Origin of the sequence: Metasolibacillus sp. FSL H7-0170 (assembly GCF_038593115.1) — a bacterium.
Lineage (GTDB): Bacteria > Bacillota > Bacilli > Bacillales_A > Planococcaceae > Metasolibacillus > Metasolibacillus fluoroglycofenilyticus.
On record NZ_CP151964.1, the window covers coordinates 3,829,528 to 3,849,774 of the forward strand.

A 20,247-nucleotide genomic window follows, 5' to 3' on the forward strand; every position below is an offset into this window, starting at 1 on the left:
AAGCTTATACTGAATGAAAATAAAAAAAAGTGGTTTTTTATGAAAAATGTAACGCATATATGTTAGATATGATAAGATAACTGCAAGAGTTAAAATAGTTAGAATTGTTGTAGAGGAGGGGGCAATTTATGAGGAAAATAGATGATAGGTTTTCTTATATTAAAAACCCAACTAGGCTGTTTGTCATTATTATTACAGCGTTAGTTATTGCATTAGTATTGGAAAATCAATTATATGCTCTCTTCGGTGAACAAAACTATGTGATGGTACATCTTATTGTAGAAATGTTTATAGTTGCAGCAACTGTTGCGATTGTTATGCAAGTATTGACTACCACTCGTTATAATTTAACAAACAGAGCTGTTTATTTAATTTCACTTTTCGGTTCAATTACGGTCATGGAAATTTTGCATACATTGTCTTATGAAGGAATGCCCTTTTTAGTGTATGAAAGTGATGGATATAGAGCTGTTTGGCTATATATTTTTATAAGAATATTATTGCCTGCAGGACTGATTTTTATATTTTCAACACAGCTTAAAATTGTAAAAACAAGCTTTGCGGTATTATTTAGTGCAGCAGTGATAACGGTTGTGTGCAGCGCTATTTATATTGTTTATACACCGACAAAAATTTTGCCGCCACTTGTAAGTGAGCAAGGTCCAACGGCATTAAAAAATACGCTACAGGCAAGTGCGGCATTTTTGCAGCTTATTTTAATTTCCATTATTTTGCGAAGCTATAAAAGGGATAAATATTTACATTATTTATTTGCATCAGTTTGTTTAATTTTGAGCGATATTTTGTTTATTTTCTTTGCTGATGTTTATCATTTTAGCAATTTTTTAGGACATATTTTTCATTTATCTGCTTTTTATATGTTTGTCCAAGCTATTTATTATTCCGCTATTGAAAAGCCTTATCGGGAGATTTCAATCGCTAAAAAATCCTTGGAAGAATCGGAGCAGGCAATGTACAAGATGGCTTATTATGATGAATTAACACAGCTGCCAAATGAGCGCTTCTTCATGGAGAAATTAAATAGCTTTCATAAAACTAAAGCGATTAAAACAGTTATTATTTTAGAAATAGACCGTTTATCAGTCATTCAATCAACGCTAGGCTCCCACTATGCAGATAGCTTAAAATGCAGCGTTGCTGACCGAATACGACACACGCTCCCAAGTAAATATAGTATCTATTTGCTGAGGGAAGACCGCTTTGCTATTTTGCTGTTGGATGATTTAGGAGATGAGGCTATTTTACAAGTTGTAGATAGCTTACAAAAAATAATGCAAAGACCGTTTCCAATCCAACATTTTTCATTAATGAGCCATTTTAATGCAGGAATTGCTCAATATCCAAAGGACGCTACTAATAGTAAGGATTTGTTTAAATATGCGGAGTTTGCGATGTATGAAGCAAGATATAGCGCGAAAAGCGTCCTATTCTATGCATCCTCTATGTCAGAAAAACGTTCAGCAAAATTAGTGCTTGAAAACGATTTACGTCAAGCGATTGTAAGGAACGAATTAATATTAGAATATCAGCCACAACTCCATTTACCATCAGGTAAAATTCATTCTGTTGAAGCATTGGTTAGATGGCGGCATAGTAAACTTGGTCTTATTTCACCAGCGGATTTCATACCGATTGCAGAAGAGACGGGGCTGATTATACCAATTGGGCAGTGGGTATTGAAAGAGGCTTGTATGCAAGCGAAAAAATGGCAGTCTCAAGGGCATTATATAAAAGTTGCTGTAAATATATCATTAGGGCAATTATTGCAGGATAATTTAGTGGAGTTTATCCAAGGGATATTAGCTGAAACCGAGTTAGATGCTCATTATTTACAGTTAGAAATAACAGAAAGCATGACAATGAATATTGAGTCTGTTACAGCGGTTATTCAAAAATTGCAGGAGTATGGTGTGACTATCGCAGTAGATGATTTTGGTACAGGTTATTCGTCACTGTCTTATTTAAAGGATTTCCCCCTAAACTGCTTAAAAATAGATCGCAGCTTTATATGGAATATTGATCGCAGTACAGACGAGGATGCATTGGTACTCATGATTTTATCAATGGCTAAGCATTTAAAGCTAGGGGTTGTAGCGGAAGGGATTGAAACAGAGAAGCAGCTGTCCTATTTAGTCAAAACCTCCTGTGATATTATTCAAGGTTTCCTAATTAGTAGACCATTACCGGCAGAAGTATTAGAGGATAGATTGAAAGAAATTGAAAGCAATGCACAACGATTATTAAAAAAAGTGAATTATGAAGCGAAGTTATTAGAAAAATAACTGATTTAACCAATATATAATAAGGAGCTGCCTAAGGCGATATGGGGCGGCTCTTTTACTTTGAGTTAAAAGTTTACAGAATATTTAATTTATTTGTTATAATAAAGTTTCACAAATAACGATTATTTTTAATATAAGAGGGAAAATAAAAGTAGAAATATGTTAAAATGACAGTTAGATAGCCATTTAAAGGAAATGACTGCAAAGGAATGAGATTATGGGAAAAGAAGTAGATAAATTTATATATATTGAACACCCCATTCGTCTAATGATTATTATCATATTCACTGTAGGTATTTCATTGTTAGCTGATAATTATTTATATGGTATTTTTGGCATGGACAATTATGTTGTTGTCCATCTTATTTTAGAGATGTTAATTATTGCAGCTGCCATATCAATCATTATCCATGTAATAACGGTCATGCGCTACAGTGTAACGAATCGTCTTGTTTTTTTAATCGGCATTTTTGCTAGTATTACTGTTATTGAAGTTTTACATACAATTTCCTATCCGGGCATGCCTTTCTTCTTTTATGAAAGTGATATGTCCCGGACTATTTGGCTTTACATGTTTACGAGATTTAGCTTGCCGATTGGCTTAGGGCTCTTCTTTTTTATAAAACTAAGGCAGGTGGATGCTCGTTATATGCTGGCATCTACTATCATTGCTACAATCATTTTGAGCAGCTATATTATCCTTGTTTATATGCCGTCATCCCCACTCCCACTACTAATCGATGCGCAAGGTGCAACCTCTTTAAAGCTCTCTTTACATGGGTTAGCAATGATTTTGCAAGTAGCATTTATTTTTATTGTAATGAAAAAAGGAACAAAAAAGAAAAATTTATATTATATATTCGCTTCTATTTGTCTATTAATTAGTGATGCTTTATTTATCATGTTTCCAGATAAATTTAGCATTAATAATTTTGTAGGACATTTATTCCAGCTTGTAGCGTACTATATGATTGTTCAAACGATTTATTATTCAGGTATAGAAAAGCCTTATCGAGAAATTTTGGAGGCAAAGGATTCCTTGGAGAAGTCAGAGCGAATTGCTCATAAATTAGCTTACTATGATGAGTTAACAGGGCTGCCGAACGAGCGCTATTTTAAAGAACGATTAAATCATGCTTTGATTGAGAGAAAAGGAGAGAAAACAGTAATTGTTTTAGAAATAGACCGATTATTAATGATTCGGTCGACACTTGGCTCAAATTATGCGGATATTTTTAAACAAAAAGTCGCACAAAAAATTGTACAAATTTTAGCATCGCAATATTCTCTCTATTTATTGAGAGAAGAACTTTTTGCTATATATCTTGAGGATTTGGATGATTGGCATTTGTATAGAATTATTCAGAATTTTCAAAAAATGATGGAGGAGCCATTTCAAATTCAGCATTTCTCTTTAAATAGCCATTTTAATGTTGGTATTGCACAATACCCAAAAGATGCCGATAGCGCAGAAGGGCTTTCGGAATATGCCCAGTTTGCAATGTATGAGGCGCGCAATGACAGCAGCAATGTTTTATTTTATGAGAAGGAAATGGCAGCGAAGCGCGCAAATCGTATTTTATTGGAACATGATTTACGGCAAGCTATCCAAAGAAATGAGCTGTATATTGAATACCAGCCACAATTTAATTTGCAAACAGGTAAAATTTATTCTGTAGAAGCGTTAGTGAGATGGCATCATGGCAAGAGAGGCTTTATCTCGCCGGGAGAATTTATCCCACTTGCCGAGGAATCCGGGCTAATTGTACCAATTGGCCAATGGGTATTAAGGGAAGCGTGTAAACAAGCGAGGGAATGGCAATTACAAAATCGCTTCATTAAAGTGGCAGTTAACTTATCATTAGGTCAGCTATTGCAGGGCAATTTTGTAGAAAGTGTGCAAGAAATTTTAGCGGAAACCGAGCTAGATACAAGCTATTTGCAATTAGAAATTACAGAAAGTATGACCATCAATACAAGCTCAATTATGGCAATTATTCAGGAGTTGCAGGAGCAGGGGATTACCATTGCAGTGGATGATTTTGGAACGGGTTATTCATCTTTATCCTATTTGAAGGATTTTCCGATAGATTGCTTAAAAATTGATAGAAGTTTTGTTTGGAATATTGATAAAAACGAGGAAGAGGATGCGATTGTGTTGCTAATTTTATCAATGGCCAAGCATTTGAAGCTAAATGTTGTAGCGGAAGGAATTGAAACGGAGCGCCAATTAGCTTATTTAGAGCAAGCTAAATGTGATTATATTCAAGGCTTTTTAGTTAGTAAGCCTTTACGTCCAACTATACTTGAAAATAGTTTTGAAGAAATTGAAAAAAATGCACAGCAATTACTAGCAAAAATAAAGTCACAAACTATATAATGACATAGGTAGTGACAATAAAGAGACAAAAGAAAGTAGTGAAACAAATGGCAGTAGCATCACATTCAGTAACGATTCCTGTAGCCGTTGAAAAAGTATGGGATTACGTTAGTAAAATTGAGCATTGGGCAACGATGGTTCCCGCGTATAAGGAGCATGAGCAAATTGATGAACGAAAATCAATTTGGACATTCGAGGGCAGTTTTAAAGGGCTTAAAAAGACAGTTAAAATGGAGTTAAACATTATCGAATGGAATGAGCCTTCTAGCATTAAGTTTGAGCTAAAAGGTTTAACGGATAATTTTACTGGTAGTGGCAAGTTTACTGCAGAAGGTACGGCAGAGCACACGACAATGACAGGCATTATTGAAGTAAATGCAGGTGGCTTATCAGGTGCGGTGTTAACACCGGTCATTAAAATGGTGCTGCCGAAGGTAACGATGCACTTAACAGAAAAAATTGCAAGACATATTCAATAATTTAGAAGATGCGATGAAGTAGAGAAATATCTATTTTCTCGCATTTTTTATATTAAAAAAATGAAACTTTTAAGTTATTACATCAGTCTAACTAAAAATTGCTATTTGGAGGTGAGCGCGTGAAGCAGCATGACGAGCTATTGCAGCAAGCGATGGATGCCTACGGAGATTATTTAGTCCGACTTATTTATACATATGTGCACAATTGGCAAACAGCCGAAGATTTAACACAGGAAACCTTTATTCGATATTATCGTTCACTTTCAAAATATCGTCACGAGGCAACAGTCAAAACTTATTTATACCGTATTGCAATTAATGTTACACACGATTATTTAATGAGCTGGAAACATAAAAAAGTCATTGTTTCAGAAGTATTTCAAAAATGGTTGAAAACAGCACAGACACCGGAGCTAGAAGTACTGCAGAAAGATGAGCAACAACAGCTTGTTCATGCGATAGAAAATTTGCCTAGAAAATATAAAGATGTAATTGTCCTATTTCATTTCGCAGAGTTTTCATTGGATGAAAGCAGTAAGGTTTTAAAAATTCCTGTTAATACAGTGAAAACAAGATTAAGAAGGGCGCGGCACATGTTAGGTCAAGTGTTAGAGGAGGGAGAGCTATATGAAAGACCCAATTCAAAAGGCAATGAAGGACGCTTATAAAGTGGGATTTTTTTCACAACAAAAGAAACTAGAGACACTTCGCAGAGCACAGCGAAAGCAAAGGGCATTATGGCCGTTTTCACTGACGGTGTTGACAACATGCTGTGTGGTGTTTTTGCTACTATTCCTTGTTAAAGGCTCGCCTCATATGACGGAAACGGTTGGTAGTAAAAGTATAGCATCTATTGAGCAGGCTTATATGGAGCGATGGCAACAGTTTACAACAGTAGTGGGAAGTAATTTTGACACGCAGGCTCGGATACAATATTTGTCAGCAAGCGATTGGTTATTACAACAAGCCATCCTCGAAGAGAAAAATGGTCGTTTATTAGCTGAGTTACTTCAGCATATGACATTCATAGTAGGCGATGCTAGTACGGAAGTAGAATTTCCAGAAATCACAACATTTGAGCAGCTAACAGCGCAAGCATCAGATTTAATAGATAAGCTTGAAAAAACCTATGGAGCATGGAATATACAAAAATTAGGGGAAAATCAATTGCCAAATATAGAAATATTTTATATGGATTTCTGGAGAATTATCGGCAAATTTGCTTTGTTTAGTTTTTTTGCTTATTTACTTTATAGCAATTGGCGCAGAAAGCGGAATTATTTTTTTGCGATTATTCAAGTGACAATTTTGCTAGCAATAATCATTAGCTTTATGAAACCTTCCAATGGACAATATGCTATGAATGAACAAGCATTATTTGAACAGTCCGTCGCTTCCTACAAGGAGTTTATGGGGGAATGGGTTGATGTATCAGAGGCTAAAATTGTTGATACAGCAAGGTTTGGTGAACAGTTATCAATTTTAATTGATGCTGGAGATAATATTTATATTTTATCGAATTTTATTTATATAAAGGAGAGGCGAGGTTATTTACGAGAACGTACAATTTGGGGAAGAGATGATGTGTTACAAATATTCTTATCGTCAGCAGTATATGAAGGGGATTCTACAGGCAATATTTTTGCATTACCAGCCAACCATAATATTGGGCGAATTGAGTTTGAAAATGTAATGACAAAAGAAATTGTAACCTTGAATATTTTAACAAATGAAGCAGGTATTTATTATTTCTCTATACCTGTTAGTATGCAAAGTGATGATGGATATTTCGCGATTCATTACTACGATCAACAAGGAAATTTGCTGAAAGGAGAAGAACCGTTTTAAAATTGAAAGAATTGATATGGAAGCTATGCTTTCCAAAAAGGAGCGATTAGCTTGTTAAATCTTGAAATTCGCTCAAATAAACAACATCGCAAAGAGCGTGTCTCAAAATCGCTTTTCAGACACGCCCTTTGTAATTTTTAGTATTATTTTAACAACGCTAAAAATAGAAGCCACAAAAAAATAATTGAGATAGGAGATGACGGCTAAAGTCTATCCGATAAGAGCACTTTGTTACGGCAACGCATTGAAAGAAAGATTTTTGTCTTATGTCTTTTACTTAGGAGAGAAACGCTGACTTTCGCGATTCTTCTCCTAATTTCTATTTTGAAGTGTAAGCTTTTTCGTCGCTATTGTCGAAAAGCTGTGCAACTACACAGCTTATTGGATAGCCCTCTGCGAAACAAAAATTAATTAGAGCCCGCGCTCATTCCCGCAATACGTCCTGTCACAAGGGCAGAAGTAATATTGTAGCCACCTGTGTAGCCATGAATATCTAAAATTTCACCGCAGAAATAAAGCCCAAGCCTTTTCTTCGAAGCCATTGTTTTTGGCTCGATTTCTTTTATTGATACACCACCACCTGTGACGAAGGCTTTTTCCAGAGGTTGTGTGCCATGCACATCCATTGTGAAGGCTGTTAATTCATGAGCTAGTGCACGGATTTTTTCTTGAGAAAGCTCTACACCTGTATGGGTGCTATCAATTCCCGCGCGTTCTAGTAAAAATAATAGCCAGCGTTCTGGTACAAGTGGCTTCCATAAGTTTTTGACCGCTTTTTTTGGCTCGTCTTTAATCTTTTGCTGTAGCATTTGGTAGCAACCCTCTTCATTATATGAGGGAAGTGACTGAATACGTACTTGAACTGCTGCACCACCATTTTTTTGGCGCTCCTTGACGATAAATTGACTACAGCGTAAAATTGCAGGACCACTTAAGCCAAAATGGGTGAAGAGCATGTCCATCGTATGGGTTACGAGTGGCTTGCCCTTTGCATTTAACACAGAAACTGCTACATCGCGTAGTGCTAGCCCCTGTAGCTCGCGTGCCACGATAAAAGGTTCCTTAGATAAGACAGGCACCTCTGTTGGGTAGAGTGCTGTGACGGTATGTCCTGCTCGCTCTGCCCACGGATAGCCATCTCCTGTGGAGCCTGTTTGTGGTACAGCCTTTCCTCCCACTGCGACAATTACTGCATTGGCACGTATTTCAGTGCTATCCTGTAAGCGTACACCGAAAACGCGTTCTTCATCTAGCAACAGTTTTTGGGCGGCTGTATGAAGGCGAACTTCAACATTGAGCTTTTTTAGCTGTTTTTCTAGTGCGTCAACAACATCTTGAGCGCGGTCAGAGACAGGGAACATACGCCCGTGGTCTTCCTCCTTCAAAGCTACACCTAGACCTTCAAAAAATGCGATAATATCTTCATTATTATAAATAGTAAATGGGCTATATAAAAAACGACCATTACCAGGAATGTGACGAATAATTTCTTCAACAGGTAGGCGATTTGTTACGTTGCAGCGTCCACCACCAGAAATGGCTAATTTTTTGCCGAGCTTCCCCCCTTTTTCAATTAATAAAACTTTTTTTTCCTGCTCTGCGGCCGCAATGGCTGCCATTAACCCAGATGGCCCACCGCCAATTACAATAACATCATACATATTCGTTAGCTCACTTTCGCGTACAATTGATCCCGTATTAACAGGCTGTAAGACCCCCACTTTAAAACAGTAGGTAAAATCAAGATGTTTAAGTGGGGGATCAAACAGCCTGTAAAAACTCGAATGGTGAAACTACCAACCAGTTGGGATGTAGGGAAATCCCCACTGGTTGAAGGTTCACTTTATCTACCTTCATCTAATTATACACAAATTGCACAATTTAATTGAGTTAATGGTCTTGTAGATGTAAACTTACAAATAGGCTAATTGCGTCGTAGTAGTAGATTTATCATGATTAAGTAGAAAACGCCTACCTCTATAGGTGGTGCGGATGAATACTTAAATTGTCTTTTATTCAGCCAGTGTCCAAACACTAGCTGATAAAGAGGAACTCAGTCTAAAACAAGTGCATACTAAGATAAAGACTGAGTGACCAACATCGTGTTGGCCTAAGCCTCTGGCGGATGTCAGGGCTTTTGAATTGTGCGAGCACAATTCAAAAACCCGACGCAATTACGCCGAGGCGTAATTGATATAAGAATAGGAAGAAGAATATGTCATCATTAATGAAGGGGACCGCGATTTTAACAATCGGGTTATTTTTATCAAAGCTTTTAGGGCTCGTATACTTATTCCCATTTTATGCGATTGTTGGAGAAGAGAATATGGCTCTTTATCAATATGCATACATACCGTATACGATTATGCTGTCAATAGCGATTTCAGGTTTACCGCTAGCCGTTTCTAAATTTGTTGCTAAATATAATGCGCTAGGGGATTACAAAACGGGTGTACGATTAATGAAATCGGGCACGATTGTGATGCTACTCACCGGCTTATTATCATTTATTTTATTAAATTTACTTGCAACACCACTTGCTAATGCCGTTATTAAAGATGAGGAGCAGTTATATACTGTGGAGCAAATTGCTTCTGTTATTCGTTGGGTTAGCTACGCACTTCTTGTTGTGCCGTTAATGAGCCTAATTCGCGGCTATTTTCAAGGCTACGGGCACTATATGCCAACATCTGTCTCGCAGTTGATTGAGCAAATAGCACGTATTGTTGTCTTGCTAGGTGGCTCTTTCGTTGTAATCGTCTTGTTTGATGGACTGCCTGAAACAGCGATTAAATTTGCTGTGTTTGCAGCATTTATTGGAGCACTGGCGGGTCTAGTTATACTGTATCATTACTGGAAAAAGCTCAAGCCAGAATTTCAAATGTTACAGGCTAATTCCATTACTAGCCATCAAGTAGCGTATACAGAAATTTATAAGGAAATATTTACGTATTCCATTCCAATTATTTTTGTCGGGATAGCCAATCCACTTTTTCAATTAGTAGATATGCTAACCTTTAACGGTGCGATGCTCGCTAAAGGTGTTGATGCTAAGCTAACAGATACATACTTTTTAATGCTCAATCTATTGACGCATAAAATTGTTATTATTCCTGTGATGCTAGCAACGGGCTTATCGATGGCTTTAATTCCAACGATTACGAAATATTATACGCTCGGTCAGCTACATACATTGCGTAGCACGATGGATAAAATGTATCAAGTGTTGTTATTTGTAACAATCCCTGCTGTAGTAGGAATTATGATTTTAGCACCTTCCCTATACCATGTTTTATATGAACAGAGTGAGAATGGGGCATTAGTGTTAATGCATTATGCACCAGCCGCGATATTATTCGCTATCTTTTCCGTTACGGCGTCATTGCTGCAAGGGATTAACTATCAAAAGTGGATTATTTTCAGTTTGTTAACAGGTATTTTAGTGAAGTTAATATTAAATATTCCGATGATTAAATGGCTGGAAGTAGATGGAGCCATTTTAGCGACGATGATTGGCTATGCGGTAACTTGCACAATCAATATTGCCGTTATTCATAAAACATTGCAATACAATGCAAAGGTGGCAATGCGCCGCATATTATTAATTTGTATTTTAACAGTTATTATGACAATTGTTGTTTCTGTTATGTATTTTATTTTACAATGGATTGCGCCAGTCGATAGTAAATTATTAGCATTGCTTTATGTGTTATTATGTGCGGCAGCAGGCGCTATAGTGTACGGCTATTTAGCACTGCGTTTAGGCTTAGCACAAAAGCTACTAGGTGCAAGAGTAACGAAAATTGCGAAGAAATTAGGCATGAATTAATCTTTAGGTCCATCATCATAATTAGGGTGGTGGGCCATTTTTCAATACGTACATATATAAAGGAGAAACTATGCGTCTGGATAAATTATTAGCAAATATGGGCTTTGGCTCACGAAAAGAAGTAAAGCAATTATTGAAGCAAAAGGCTGTAACTGTTGATGCTGTCGTTGTAAAGGATGCCGCTTTGAAGGTCGACCCCGAGGCACAGCATATCGCTGTTTTCGGCGAGCGAGTACAGTATATCGAATTTATTTATTTGATGATGAACAAGCCTCCGGGAGTTATTTCCGCTACTGAAGATGATTATGATAAAACAGTTATTGATTTATTAGACCCTTTTGCCCAGCATTTGAAACCATTTCCGGTTGGACGGCTAGATAAAGATACAGAAGGCTTATTGCTTATTACAAATGATGGACAGCTAGCTCATAATTTATTATCGCCAAAAAAGCATGTGCCAAAAACATATTATGCAAAAATTGATGGGCGAGTAACTGAGGAGGATGTGAAGGCATTTGCCACTGGAGTTGAATTAGAGGATGGTTATGTGACGATGCCGGGACATCTAGTGATTTTAACATCGGCTGAACAATCAGAAATCGAGCTAACAATTCAGGAAGGGAAATTCCATCAAGTAAAGCGAATGTTTGAAGCGGTTAACAAAAAAGTGACTTATTTAAAACGTTTATCAATGGGCCCATTACAGTTAGATAAAAACTTGAAATTAGGAGAATATCGAGAAATTACAGAGGAAGAACTAGCATTATTAATTGAAAATAAATAATAATTTTCGGAATAATTTTTAAAATGTAAAATGATGATAGGAAATATTTATTTCTTATTGTTACTTTTTTTATTTGGCTAGGAAATTACTCATATGTTTACTGGATTTTAAAATTCAAAATGATAAAATAGGAAAAGTGACCGCTTGAAATAGGTAATATGACTTAGTTCCAATTCCTTATTTTTACTTTTGATAATATTTTATTCATGTCTTATAATAGTTTCAAAAAAGGAAGACAGCTACTTGTGCTTGTTGATTACATAAATATCGCTCATTAACGTGCGGATTTTTAACGCTTAGGCTATTCATAATAGACTGTTTTCACATCCTTCTTTTGATAAACGAGAAGTAAAATTCCCAATACAATATTCAATTACACCGAGGTGTAATTGCGTTGGGATTTTGAATTGTACTTGCACAATTCAAAATCCCTGACATCCGCAGGAGGCGATGTTCTTGGACTGAGTTTCTATGATTCAGCGAGTGGTTTGGACACCCATTGAAATCGGTCTTATACTTGCATTCATTTCGCCGCCTATAGAGGTGGGAGACTTCTGTACCTGTCGTTACGCTTTCAGTACAAAAAACATGTGCTCCTGCGCTTACTCGTCACAGAAAACATTGCTGGAAGACGTTAAATTTTAATCATAGTATAGATTATCCATTTTAAGAAGTAAATCTTAATGAGGGAACGTGTTTAGCATGAAAAATTTGCATTTTAAGCTTTTTTTGTCTCTTATCATATTTGCGATTATTTTAGTAACTGTCGTCACATTTACGAACAGGAAGCTAATACAAAATGATATAAAAGAACAAACATTAAGCAATTGGTTGTTGATTGAAAGTCAGGTTATAGATGATTTACAAACAATTGATACGGTACAATATTATTTAGAGGATCAATTAACACATGAAGTGGAAAAAGAGCTACGCAAAATGGCCAATCTATATAATGAAAATCCAGATGTTGCTACATGGGATTTAGAAAGAATGAAAAAGGAACACGGGATGGAAATTTTTATTTTGGATGAGACGAATACGGTAATCCATACTACGTACCCAATTGATTTAGGCATGAATTTTAATGAATGCTGTCAAGAATTGTCGAGGGTTCTAACACAAAGAAGAATGAGTGGGGAGTTTTTCTCTGATGGCTTAGATGGTTCTACTAAGCTAGGGGAAGTATGGAAGTATAGCTATTTAGCTACACCTGACCATAAGTATTTACTGGAGTTAGGTGTGCCAATGAATAAGATACCTTTATTCGGGAATTTTAATTTTTTTGATAAGGCTAAAATCATTATTGGGCAATATGATGATTTATTAGATATTAAAATTTTTAATAAAGCAGGCTTTCACTTAAGTGCGAATGAGGATGAAATTTATTCAGTAAATTCGAGTGACCCGGAATTTCAAGAGGCTTTTCAACGTGCAATTGAAACATCTTCTGTTGTACAATACGAAAAATATTATAATGGTGGCATTGTCGAGACCTACCGTTTTTTACCGTATGATACATTACGAAATAAAGGCTATTCAACGAAGCGAGTTGCTTTTATGAAATATAATAATATGACGGAGTTGGCCTTGCTGAAAAAAAATACGCAGCAATTCTACTTCACATTAGTTATAGCGATTATCACCTCTTTTATTACGCTTGTTGTGCTTAATTTAATTTTGATGAAAACAATAAGATTGGCTGAGCGCGACCCTTTAACAGGTGTGTATAATCGGTCGACTTATTTGGAGAAAATTGAGAGACTATTAAAAAGAAGGCAGCATCAGGAAATTGGTCTGTTATTATTTGATGTAGATAATTTTAAGCAAGTAAATGATCAATACGGTCATTTAAAGGGAGATATGATTTTAGTCGAGCTTGCTAAAATACTTGAACGTCTTGCCCACAAAGAAGGGTTTGTTGTGCGTTTTGGCGGCGATGAATTTGCAATCGTTATCAAAAATGCGACGCTTGAAAAAATGGAGCACATTGCAAATGAAGCGATAGAGGAAGTTCGTCTTAAAAAGGAAAGCAATGATTTAGCTTGGCAAGTGTTATCATTAAGCATTGGAGGAACATTACAAGCAAATATCCAAGAAACAGAGAGAGATTTATATTCTAGAGCAGATGATGCACTTTATGCCTCGAAAAATGATGGGAAAAACCGTTATTCACTATCAGCCATTTCATAATATATGGATAATGCAGAAAAAGAATGCCCCCGACGAAAAGGGCATTCTTTTTGTTACGCTCTCCTAAAAAATAGGTAGAACTAAGATGTCAGTTTTACTTTTTTCTTCGTCGTTGTCCATTTACCTCGACTTGGGCTCATAACCAAGTCGTTGAAGGCTAACACATTCAAATCTCTTTGAATGGTGCGAGGAGTGATGTTGAACTCTTCGACTAAATCCTGTGTAGACACTTCTCCTTTTGTAAGAATAAACATATACACGTCTTTAATACGATTAAGCATTCTATCAGTAGTTGGTTTCATAATTAGTGAACCACTCCTTCGATCTTAATTCTCATGGCAAAGACTAGCGGACGACAATATGTGCGGAGTGCACGTAGGCTTTTGGTTTCTGCCCCAGACAACCCCTTTTCAAAAGTAATCTATCAGAACAAATATTCTGATAATATGATTATAGCGTATATGCTTCATAATTTCTATTAGTTTGAATGAATTCATAAAAAATTTACTTATTATTTACATGAGGTGAAGGAGCCGTCCACAAATATTTTTTCCGACGGCCGTAGCTTCTATATTAAATATTTGCTAAAGCCATCCGTATCTGTAGTTACTCACCGCAAAGGAATCCGTTTCAAAAGGACTTTTCAGATAATCCCTTTAGTGCTGTGTGCCAATAAACAAATGCAACAAACATGCCGCCAGCTATATTGCCTAACGTTACGGGAATAAGATTATAAATAAAATCACTAGCTATAAAAGGACTGTCTGGCATAAAATATGCGACAGCAAATAATGTCATATTTGCAATGCTATGCTCAAAGCTCATCGTTATAAAAGGTAAAATGCAGCAAAAAGTAAATAGTATTTTGGCGCTTTCTGATTGTAATTTAAAGCTACCCCAAACAGCAAGGCAAACAAGTACATTACATAAAACACCGCGTGCAAAAAGCGCTAAAAAAGAAGGGGCTATTTTGCCTGTACTTGCTGTAATGACGTAGTCAGCTAATGCCCCACTCACTAATCCTGTTGCGACAAATGTAATAGCTAACAATAGTGCGCCTATCAAGTTGCCTATATAGCTCGTAAAAAACAATTTATATGTGTGCAACCAGCTAACTGATTTATGAAAAGAGCTGATTGGCATGATGAGGGCATTGCCTGTAAAAAGGTCAGCCCCTGCCATAATAACCATTGTCAATGCAATGCCGAATGTTGCGCCTTGCAGTAGCTTTAATACGGGTAAGTCCGTCATCTGCCCGCCTAATGTCATAAGGAGTAGCATACCAAAGCCGATATAAATACCGCCAAGCATCGTGTTGATGAGATAACTAAGCTTCTGATATTTGTATAATTCATTTCTATGTAGTGCTGTTGAAATTATTTTTTGTAGCATATGATTCCCCCATGACAATTTTCTTTAATCCTTATTAACAGGCTGTAAAAATCGATTGTTCGCTTCATTTTATTTTACCTCATTGCAAGAAAAAGGATAGTGAGCTAGTGCATTTTTCATTGTTTTTTCACATAGAAAGCGTAAAATAGACGATATTAGAAAAAGAGGTGGAAGAAATGAATTGGTTACAAATTGCGCGTGAGCGTCAAGAAGAGCTGCTTGCAGAATTACAGCAGCTCATTTCAATTGAAAGCGTATTAGATGAAGAAGCTGCGTCAAAGGAAATGCCATTTGGTAAAGGACCTCTGGATGCTTTAGATTTTATGTTAAAGAGGGGCGAGGCAGCAGGTATGACAGTGAAAAATGTAGACCAAATGGCCGGCCATATCGAAATGGGCCAAGGGCAGGAGCTATTAGGTATTTTATGTCATGTAGATGTAGTGCCTGTAGGAGATGGCTGGACATATCCTCCGTTTGAAGGACGTGTCGTCGATGGCAAATTGTACGGTCGTGGGGCGATTGATGATAAAGGGCCAACGATGGCTGCATGGCTTGCAATGAAAATGGTAAAAGATAGCGGTATCACTCTATCAAAAAGGGTGCGAATGATTATCGGCACGGATGAGGAAAGTGGCTTTCGCTGTGTAAAACGGTATTTTGAAAAAGAGGAGATGCCGACAATTGGCTTTGCACCAGATGCTGATTTCCCATTAATTAATGCTGAAAAAGGGATTGCACATCTCGTATTTTCTTTGAAAAATAAGCCAACTAGCAATGAACAATTATTATCATTTATTGCTGGAAAAAGAATAAATATGGTACCAGATTTTGCGGAGGCAAAAGTAGCGACAATTTCACAGCAGACTGCTGCAAATTTCCAAAAATTTTTACAGGAAAATGGGGCAGAAGGTTCTTTAACAAATGAACATAATGAATATATAATAACAGTAAAAGGAAAATCAGCCCATGCGATGGAGCCTGAAAAAGGCGTAAATGCTGCTGTACTACTAGCAAAATTTTTGACTACTGAGCTAGCTGGTAACGGTTTAGCCTTTGCTCAGTTTATTGTCGATGTTTTTGGCAAGGATCACTATGGTACGGCATTGCAATTAAACTATTATGATGAAATGTCTGGTGAAACAACATTAAATCCAGGCATGTTGAAATTTGATGCAAATGGTGGAACGATTGAGGTAAGCATGCGTTACGCCGTAACCTATTCCTTTGAGGAAAAGATGACAGCAGCACAACAAGTGCTTGAGAAAGCGGATTTTACAATGGATATTGTCAGCAATTCTAAGCCGCATTATGTATCAGAAACAGATGAGCTTGTTCAAACATTAGTGGCTGTATATCAAAAATATACGAATGACTTTTCGCAAGTTTTATCAACAGGCGGAGGCACATATGCGCGTGTATTAAAGAAGGGGGTAGCTTTCGGTATGCTATTCCCTGGAGAAGCGGATGTTGCGCACCAAAAGGATGAGTTTGTTGAAATAGAAAATTTAGTAACTGCAGCAGCAATTTACGCGGAGGCTATTGCAAAGTTAGCAGGCGAATAAAGTAAAATTTCAATTAGTGGAAGCTTTAACGCATAGAATAGGCTAACAGCGACATAGTCGCATACAAGTATGGGGTTTTTAGTTAATGTATATGTTTACTGATTATAAGGTTTTATTCATTTATCTTTTGCTGGCAGTCAGCGTGTGGATAGAAGATTTACTAATTGTTAATATGGAATAAAGTGGAGAAGAGGTATATATGATGGGGTATAGTTTATTAAATGATCGCATCGTTACAGATGAGGAAGTTGTTATTCATAAAGAGGACCGTGGTTATCAGTTTGGGGACGGAATTTATGAGGTAATTAAAGTGTATAATGGGCAATTGTTCACGGCGCAAGAGCATATTGATCGCTTTTATGTAAGCGCTGAAGAAATTCGTTTGACGATTCCTTATACGAAGCATAAATTGCACCAGTTATTGCATGAGCTAGTAGAGGCAAATGAGATTAATAACGGTCATATTTATTTTCAAATTACACGTGGCGCTTCCGCGCGTAATCATATTTTCCCAAGTGCTGACGTAGTGCCTGTCTTAACAGGAACAGCAGTGGAAACATCACGTCCATTCACTAACTTAGAAAACGGTGTGAAGGCAACCTTTGTAGAGGATATTCGCTGGCTACGCTGCGATATTAAATCATTGAATTTATTAGGGGCGGTATTAGCAAAGCAAGAAGCATTTGAAAAAGGCTGCTATGAGGCTATTTTACACCGAGCTGAAACGGTGACAGAGGGCTCATCAACAAATGTTTTCGGTGTGAAGGATGGTGTATTACACACACATCCAGCGAATAACTTCATTTTAAAAGGAATTACACGTCATGTTGTTTTACAATGTGCGCAGGAAATTGGCTTACCTGTGCAGGAGCAAGCGATGACAAAGCAACAGCTTCTAGCGATGGATGAGGTTTTTATTGCCTCGACAACTTCAGAGGTGACACCAATTATCGATATTGATGGTCAGCAAATTAATGGTGGTCAAGTAGGTGCATGGACACGCAAATTGCAAGCGCAGTTTGAGACAAAAATTCCAGCACCAGTTTCAATCTAAATAGAACGTCTGAAAAGCGTGCTAAGGCATTGCTTTTCAGACGTTTTTTTATTACCTTATAATAATCAAAAGCAATATTCCTTATCTTATTAGATAGAGTAGCGAGCATAGGGTTAACAGCATATCCACAATAGGATATATTTAACGCAAATGATATGTTTAAGGTGTGGAGCGCACTGTTAATAAAGGATTTACTTGTTGATTGGCGTGAAGAGCAGGATGCTCCTACGACTACTCATCGCAAAGTAAACTTTCATTTCGGCGACAAGCCGCCCCCGCAATGGAAATTAACGAATTGTTAAGTATTCTATGTAAAAGAAAGGCTAATCAACACTCATGGGATAATATTTCAATATAGCGGTGTGCTCGCCAGCTTTTAGACAAACTTATATTTTTTTGCTGGCGATTCATGTACAATAGATACTACGAAAGCAAGTAGATGGAGAGTGTTTTGCGATGGCTCAATTAGTAAAAATACAAGATTATATATCTCGTTATGAAATAGATTTAACGCGCTACCCTACACAGTTTGTTCGCTTGAAAAAAGTACAATGGGAGCGCATCAAACACCAATGGGAAACAGGCGGTGAATTAAACCAGCAGTGGGAGCATGTTGATACGACTGAGGATGTCGTTGAAAATGAGAAATCGAGGTTCGCATTTTTAAAGAAATTTTTCTCTCAAAAAAAGCAAATCATAGAGGAGCCTGCGACTGACGAAGTAGTAGCGGATGACGAATTTTTAGACGAGGAAACAACGCTGTTTTTTGAACCAAACATCGTTTATAATCCACAAACATTAGAGGAATTAAAGCGCATGTTTATGGACCAATTTTTCCACTTTCAAATGAAGTGGGCTAGCTCGACATTGCGTGAAAAATCATATGTTGACCCTAAGTATATGCGTGACACGTTACTACGCACATTATTACAAGACTTACCAGATAACTATTTCGTGTTTTATTACCCAATTTTACGTGTGAAAAAAGCGCCAATCGAGTTAGAGGTCATTGTGATTACGCCTGTTGAATGTGTTTGTATTACGGTAGTGGAGGAAGAAAATCAAGCTGTTTATGTTGGCGGTAGCGAACGTTTTTGGGTTAAAAAGGTAGGGAAGCAAGATAAAAAAACACTTAATCCTTTTATTCGATTAAATCGCATGGAAACATTGGTTAAGCAACTTTTTGAGCAAGCAGGCGTAGACATGCCGATACGTAAAGTGCTGCTTTCGCGCAATGGCTATTTTGATTATCCAGGCGCTGTTTATGGTGTGCAGTTTATTGATAAGCGTAAATATGCAGGGTGGCTTCAACAAATAAAGCGGACGGTTTCACCGATGAAGCATATGCAAATTCGAGCTGCACAGTCGATATTAGCGATTGGTCAAACTACATCGTTTCATCGAGATATATGGAGCGAGCAAAAAAAGGATGACGAATAATGCAGCTCCATATTATTTTGAATGCCTATGCAGGTAGTGGCAGAGGGCTTAAGCGTTGGCGAAGTTGGCAACCTGCTTTAAATATTCCTTACATACTACATACAACAGACTATAGAGGGCATGGCTTTAAAATTGCACAAGAAATTGCACAGCAGACAAAAAAACAGCAACGACCGACTTGTATTGTTATTATTGGAGGAGATGGGACAATTCACGAGGTCATAAACGGTGTGCTTCATTGTGAATGGATAACGATTGGCGTAATGGCGGGAGGCTCTGGCAATGATTATGCTAGAACTTATCCCACATTCCAAACGGTTGAGCAGTTGATAGACTTTGTACAGCAGCCTGCAAGAAGGCGGCACGACTGTGGTGTTGTCAAATTGCAAAAGGAGCACGCCTTTATGAATAATTGTGGCATTGGCTTTGATGCGGCGGTTGCCAAAGTTGCCAATGACTCAACTTTGAAAAGGCAGCTCGGCAAAATCGGGCTCGGTAAATTAAGCTATATCTACTTTTTAATTAAAGAATTATTTATTTTTAAACCGTTTGAATTAGAAATACTTATAGATGGAGAACGACATCATATTCACAATGTTTGGTTTGCGACAGTATGCAATCAGCCCTACTTCGGTGGGGGTATGAAGCTCTCACCAGCATCGGAAACCGATGATCAAATGCTTGAGGTAATTGTTGTACATAATATATCGGCAATAAAATTATTATTTTTGTTTGTTACGATTTTTTCGGGTACGCATATTCGTTTACAGGAAGTAATACAGCTTACAGGGCAAAAAATTCAATTCACACATAAGGCGGAGCTGCCTTGTCATGCGGATGGGGAAATATTAACTGAGCCAAACAAGCAAATGCAGTTTCACATTGAGCCATTAAGCTGGTATGCGACAAAAAATAAGTGAATCAGTTATAATAAAGTGAATCTTCAGTCCGCGACAATTTTTCGGATTGCTGTATTAAAACATAGG

The 20,247-nt window shown here is 37.1% G+C and carries 15 protein-coding genes; 12 read left to right on the forward strand and 3 right to left on the reverse strand.

Going from position 1 to position 20,247, the window contains the following annotated elements; genetic code table 11:
* Positions 1-128: 128 nt before the first annotated feature.
* From MHH70_RS18000 to MHH70_RS18020, 5 genes are all read left to right on the forward strand, one after another.
* Positions 129-2,303 (forward strand): EAL domain-containing protein, encoded by a 2,175-nt coding sequence (locus MHH70_RS18000; protein WP_342472143.1) that lies wholly within the window; start codon positions 129-131, stop codon positions 2,301-2,303.
* A 217-nt stretch (positions 2,304-2,520) separates the two neighbouring features.
* Complete coding sequence (locus MHH70_RS18005) at positions 2,521-4,683, forward strand: EAL domain-containing protein (RefSeq protein ID WP_342472144.1); 2,163 nt, start codon at positions 2,521-2,523, stop codon at positions 4,681-4,683.
* 47 nt (positions 4,684-4,730) lie between these two features.
* Positions 4,731-5,162, forward strand: coding sequence for an SRPBCC family protein (locus tag MHH70_RS18010; protein ID WP_342472145.1), 432 nt, complete (start codon positions 4,731-4,733; stop codon positions 5,160-5,162).
* A gap of 119 nt (positions 5,163-5,281) precedes the next feature.
* The gene (locus MHH70_RS18015; RefSeq protein ID WP_082798889.1) at positions 5,282-5,830 is read left to right on the forward strand and encodes a sigma-70 family RNA polymerase sigma factor; all 549 of its coding nucleotides are present in this window, start codon (positions 5,282-5,284) and stop codon (positions 5,828-5,830) included.
* Positions 5,790-7,010, forward strand: coding sequence for a hypothetical protein (locus MHH70_RS18020; protein WP_342472146.1), 1,221 nt, complete (start codon positions 5,790-5,792; stop codon positions 7,008-7,010). Before MHH70_RS18015 ends, MHH70_RS18020 begins: the two co-directional genes overlap by 41 nt.
* A gap of 407 nt (positions 7,011-7,417) precedes the next feature.
* Here MHH70_RS18020 and MHH70_RS18025 read toward each other — a convergent pair whose 3' ends face one another.
* The gene (locus MHH70_RS18025; RefSeq protein WP_342472147.1) at positions 7,418-8,671 is read right to left on the reverse strand and encodes an NAD(P)/FAD-dependent oxidoreductase; all 1,254 of its coding nucleotides are present in this window, start codon (positions 8,669-8,671) and stop codon (positions 7,418-7,420) included.
* A 554-nt stretch (positions 8,672-9,225) separates the two neighbouring features.
* Between MHH70_RS18025 and MHH70_RS18030 the strand changes: the two genes are divergently transcribed.
* From MHH70_RS18030 to MHH70_RS18040, 3 genes are all read left to right on the forward strand, one after another.
* The gene (locus tag MHH70_RS18030; protein WP_342472148.1) at positions 9,226-10,839 is read left to right on the forward strand and encodes a polysaccharide biosynthesis protein; all 1,614 of its coding nucleotides are present in this window, start codon (positions 9,226-9,228) and stop codon (positions 10,837-10,839) included.
* A gap of 70 nt (positions 10,840-10,909) precedes the next feature.
* The gene (locus MHH70_RS18035; RefSeq protein WP_342472149.1) at positions 10,910-11,623 is read left to right on the forward strand and encodes a pseudouridine synthase; all 714 of its coding nucleotides are present in this window, start codon (positions 10,910-10,912) and stop codon (positions 11,621-11,623) included.
* Between the two features lie 702 nt (positions 11,624-12,325).
* Positions 12,326-13,813, forward strand: coding sequence for a GGDEF domain-containing protein (locus MHH70_RS18040; RefSeq protein ID WP_342472150.1), 1,488 nt, complete (start codon positions 12,326-12,328; stop codon positions 13,811-13,813).
* Positions 13,814-13,893: 80 nt separating this feature from the next.
* Here the strand turns inward: MHH70_RS18040 and MHH70_RS18045 are convergent, their stop codons facing one another.
* On the reverse strand, positions 13,894-14,115 hold the full coding sequence (locus MHH70_RS18045; RefSeq protein ID WP_042474511.1) for a DeoR family transcriptional regulator: 222 nt from the start codon (positions 14,113-14,115) through the stop codon (positions 13,894-13,896).
* 328 nt (positions 14,116-14,443) lie between these two features.
* On the reverse strand, positions 14,444-15,205 hold the full coding sequence (locus tag MHH70_RS18050; protein WP_066161859.1) for a formate/nitrite transporter family protein: 762 nt from the start codon (positions 15,203-15,205) through the stop codon (positions 14,444-14,446).
* A 176-nt stretch (positions 15,206-15,381) separates the two neighbouring features.
* Between MHH70_RS18050 and pepV the strand changes: the two genes are divergently transcribed.
* From pepV to MHH70_RS18070, 4 genes are all read left to right on the forward strand, one after another.
* Positions 15,382-16,767 carry a dipeptidase PepV gene (pepV, locus tag MHH70_RS18055; protein WP_342472151.1) on the forward strand — a complete coding sequence of 462 codons (1,386 nt, stop codon included), beginning with the start codon at positions 15,382-15,384 and terminating at the stop codon, positions 16,765-16,767.
* Positions 16,768-16,969: 202 nt separating this feature from the next.
* Positions 16,970-17,821: a D-amino-acid transaminase gene (dat, locus tag MHH70_RS18060; RefSeq protein ID WP_342473231.1), complete on the forward strand. Its 852-nt coding sequence runs from the start codon at positions 16,970-16,972 to the stop codon at positions 17,819-17,821.
* 456 nt (positions 17,822-18,277) lie between these two features.
* Entirely contained in the window at positions 18,278-19,261 is a 984-nt protein-coding gene (locus MHH70_RS18065; protein ID WP_342472152.1) for a nuclease-related domain-containing protein, read from the forward strand.
* Positions 19,261-20,181, forward strand: a complete 921-nt coding sequence (locus MHH70_RS18070; RefSeq protein ID WP_342472153.1) for a diacylglycerol kinase family protein — start codon at positions 19,261-19,263, stop codon at positions 20,179-20,181. The genes MHH70_RS18065 and MHH70_RS18070 overlap by 1 nt, the downstream gene beginning before the upstream one ends.
* The last annotated feature ends 66 nt before the right edge of the window (positions 20,182-20,247 follow it).

Coding starts and splice junctions, on each gene's coding strand:
- MHH70_RS18035 (WP_342472149.1), top strand. CDS start 10,910: ATGCGTCTGGATAAATTATTAGCAAATATGGGCTTTGGCTCACGAAAA.
- MHH70_RS18030 (WP_342472148.1), top strand. CDS start 9,226: ATGTCATCATTAATGAAGGGGACCGCGATTTTAACAATCGGGTTATTT.
- MHH70_RS18020 (WP_342472146.1), top strand. CDS start 5,790: ATGAAAGACCCAATTCAAAAGGCAATGAAGGACGCTTATAAAGTGGGA.
- pepV (WP_342472151.1), top strand. CDS start 15,382: ATGAATTGGTTACAAATTGCGCGTGAGCGTCAAGAAGAGCTGCTTGCA.
- MHH70_RS18070 (WP_342472153.1), top strand. CDS start 19,261: ATGCAGCTCCATATTATTTTGAATGCCTATGCAGGTAGTGGCAGAGGG.
- MHH70_RS18025 (WP_342472147.1), bottom strand. CDS start 8,671: ATGTATGATGTTATTGTAATTGGCGGTGGGCCATCTGGGTTAATGGCA.
- MHH70_RS18045 (WP_042474511.1), bottom strand. CDS start 14,115: ATGAAACCAACTACTGATAGAATGCTTAATCGTATTAAAGACGTGTAT.
- MHH70_RS18065 (WP_342472152.1), top strand. CDS start 18,278: ATGGCTCAATTAGTAAAAATACAAGATTATATATCTCGTTATGAAATA.
- MHH70_RS18000 (WP_342472143.1), top strand. CDS start 129: ATGAGGAAAATAGATGATAGGTTTTCTTATATTAAAAACCCAACTAGG.
- MHH70_RS18005 (WP_342472144.1), top strand. CDS start 2,521: ATGGGAAAAGAAGTAGATAAATTTATATATATTGAACACCCCATTCGT.
- MHH70_RS18010 (WP_342472145.1), top strand. CDS start 4,731: ATGGCAGTAGCATCACATTCAGTAACGATTCCTGTAGCCGTTGAAAAA.
- MHH70_RS18040 (WP_342472150.1), top strand. CDS start 12,326: ATGAAAAATTTGCATTTTAAGCTTTTTTTGTCTCTTATCATATTTGCG.
- dat (WP_342473231.1), top strand. CDS start 16,970: ATGGGGTATAGTTTATTAAATGATCGCATCGTTACAGATGAGGAAGTT.
- MHH70_RS18050 (WP_066161859.1), bottom strand. CDS start 15,205: ATGCTACAAAAAATAATTTCAACAGCACTACATAGAAATGAATTATAC.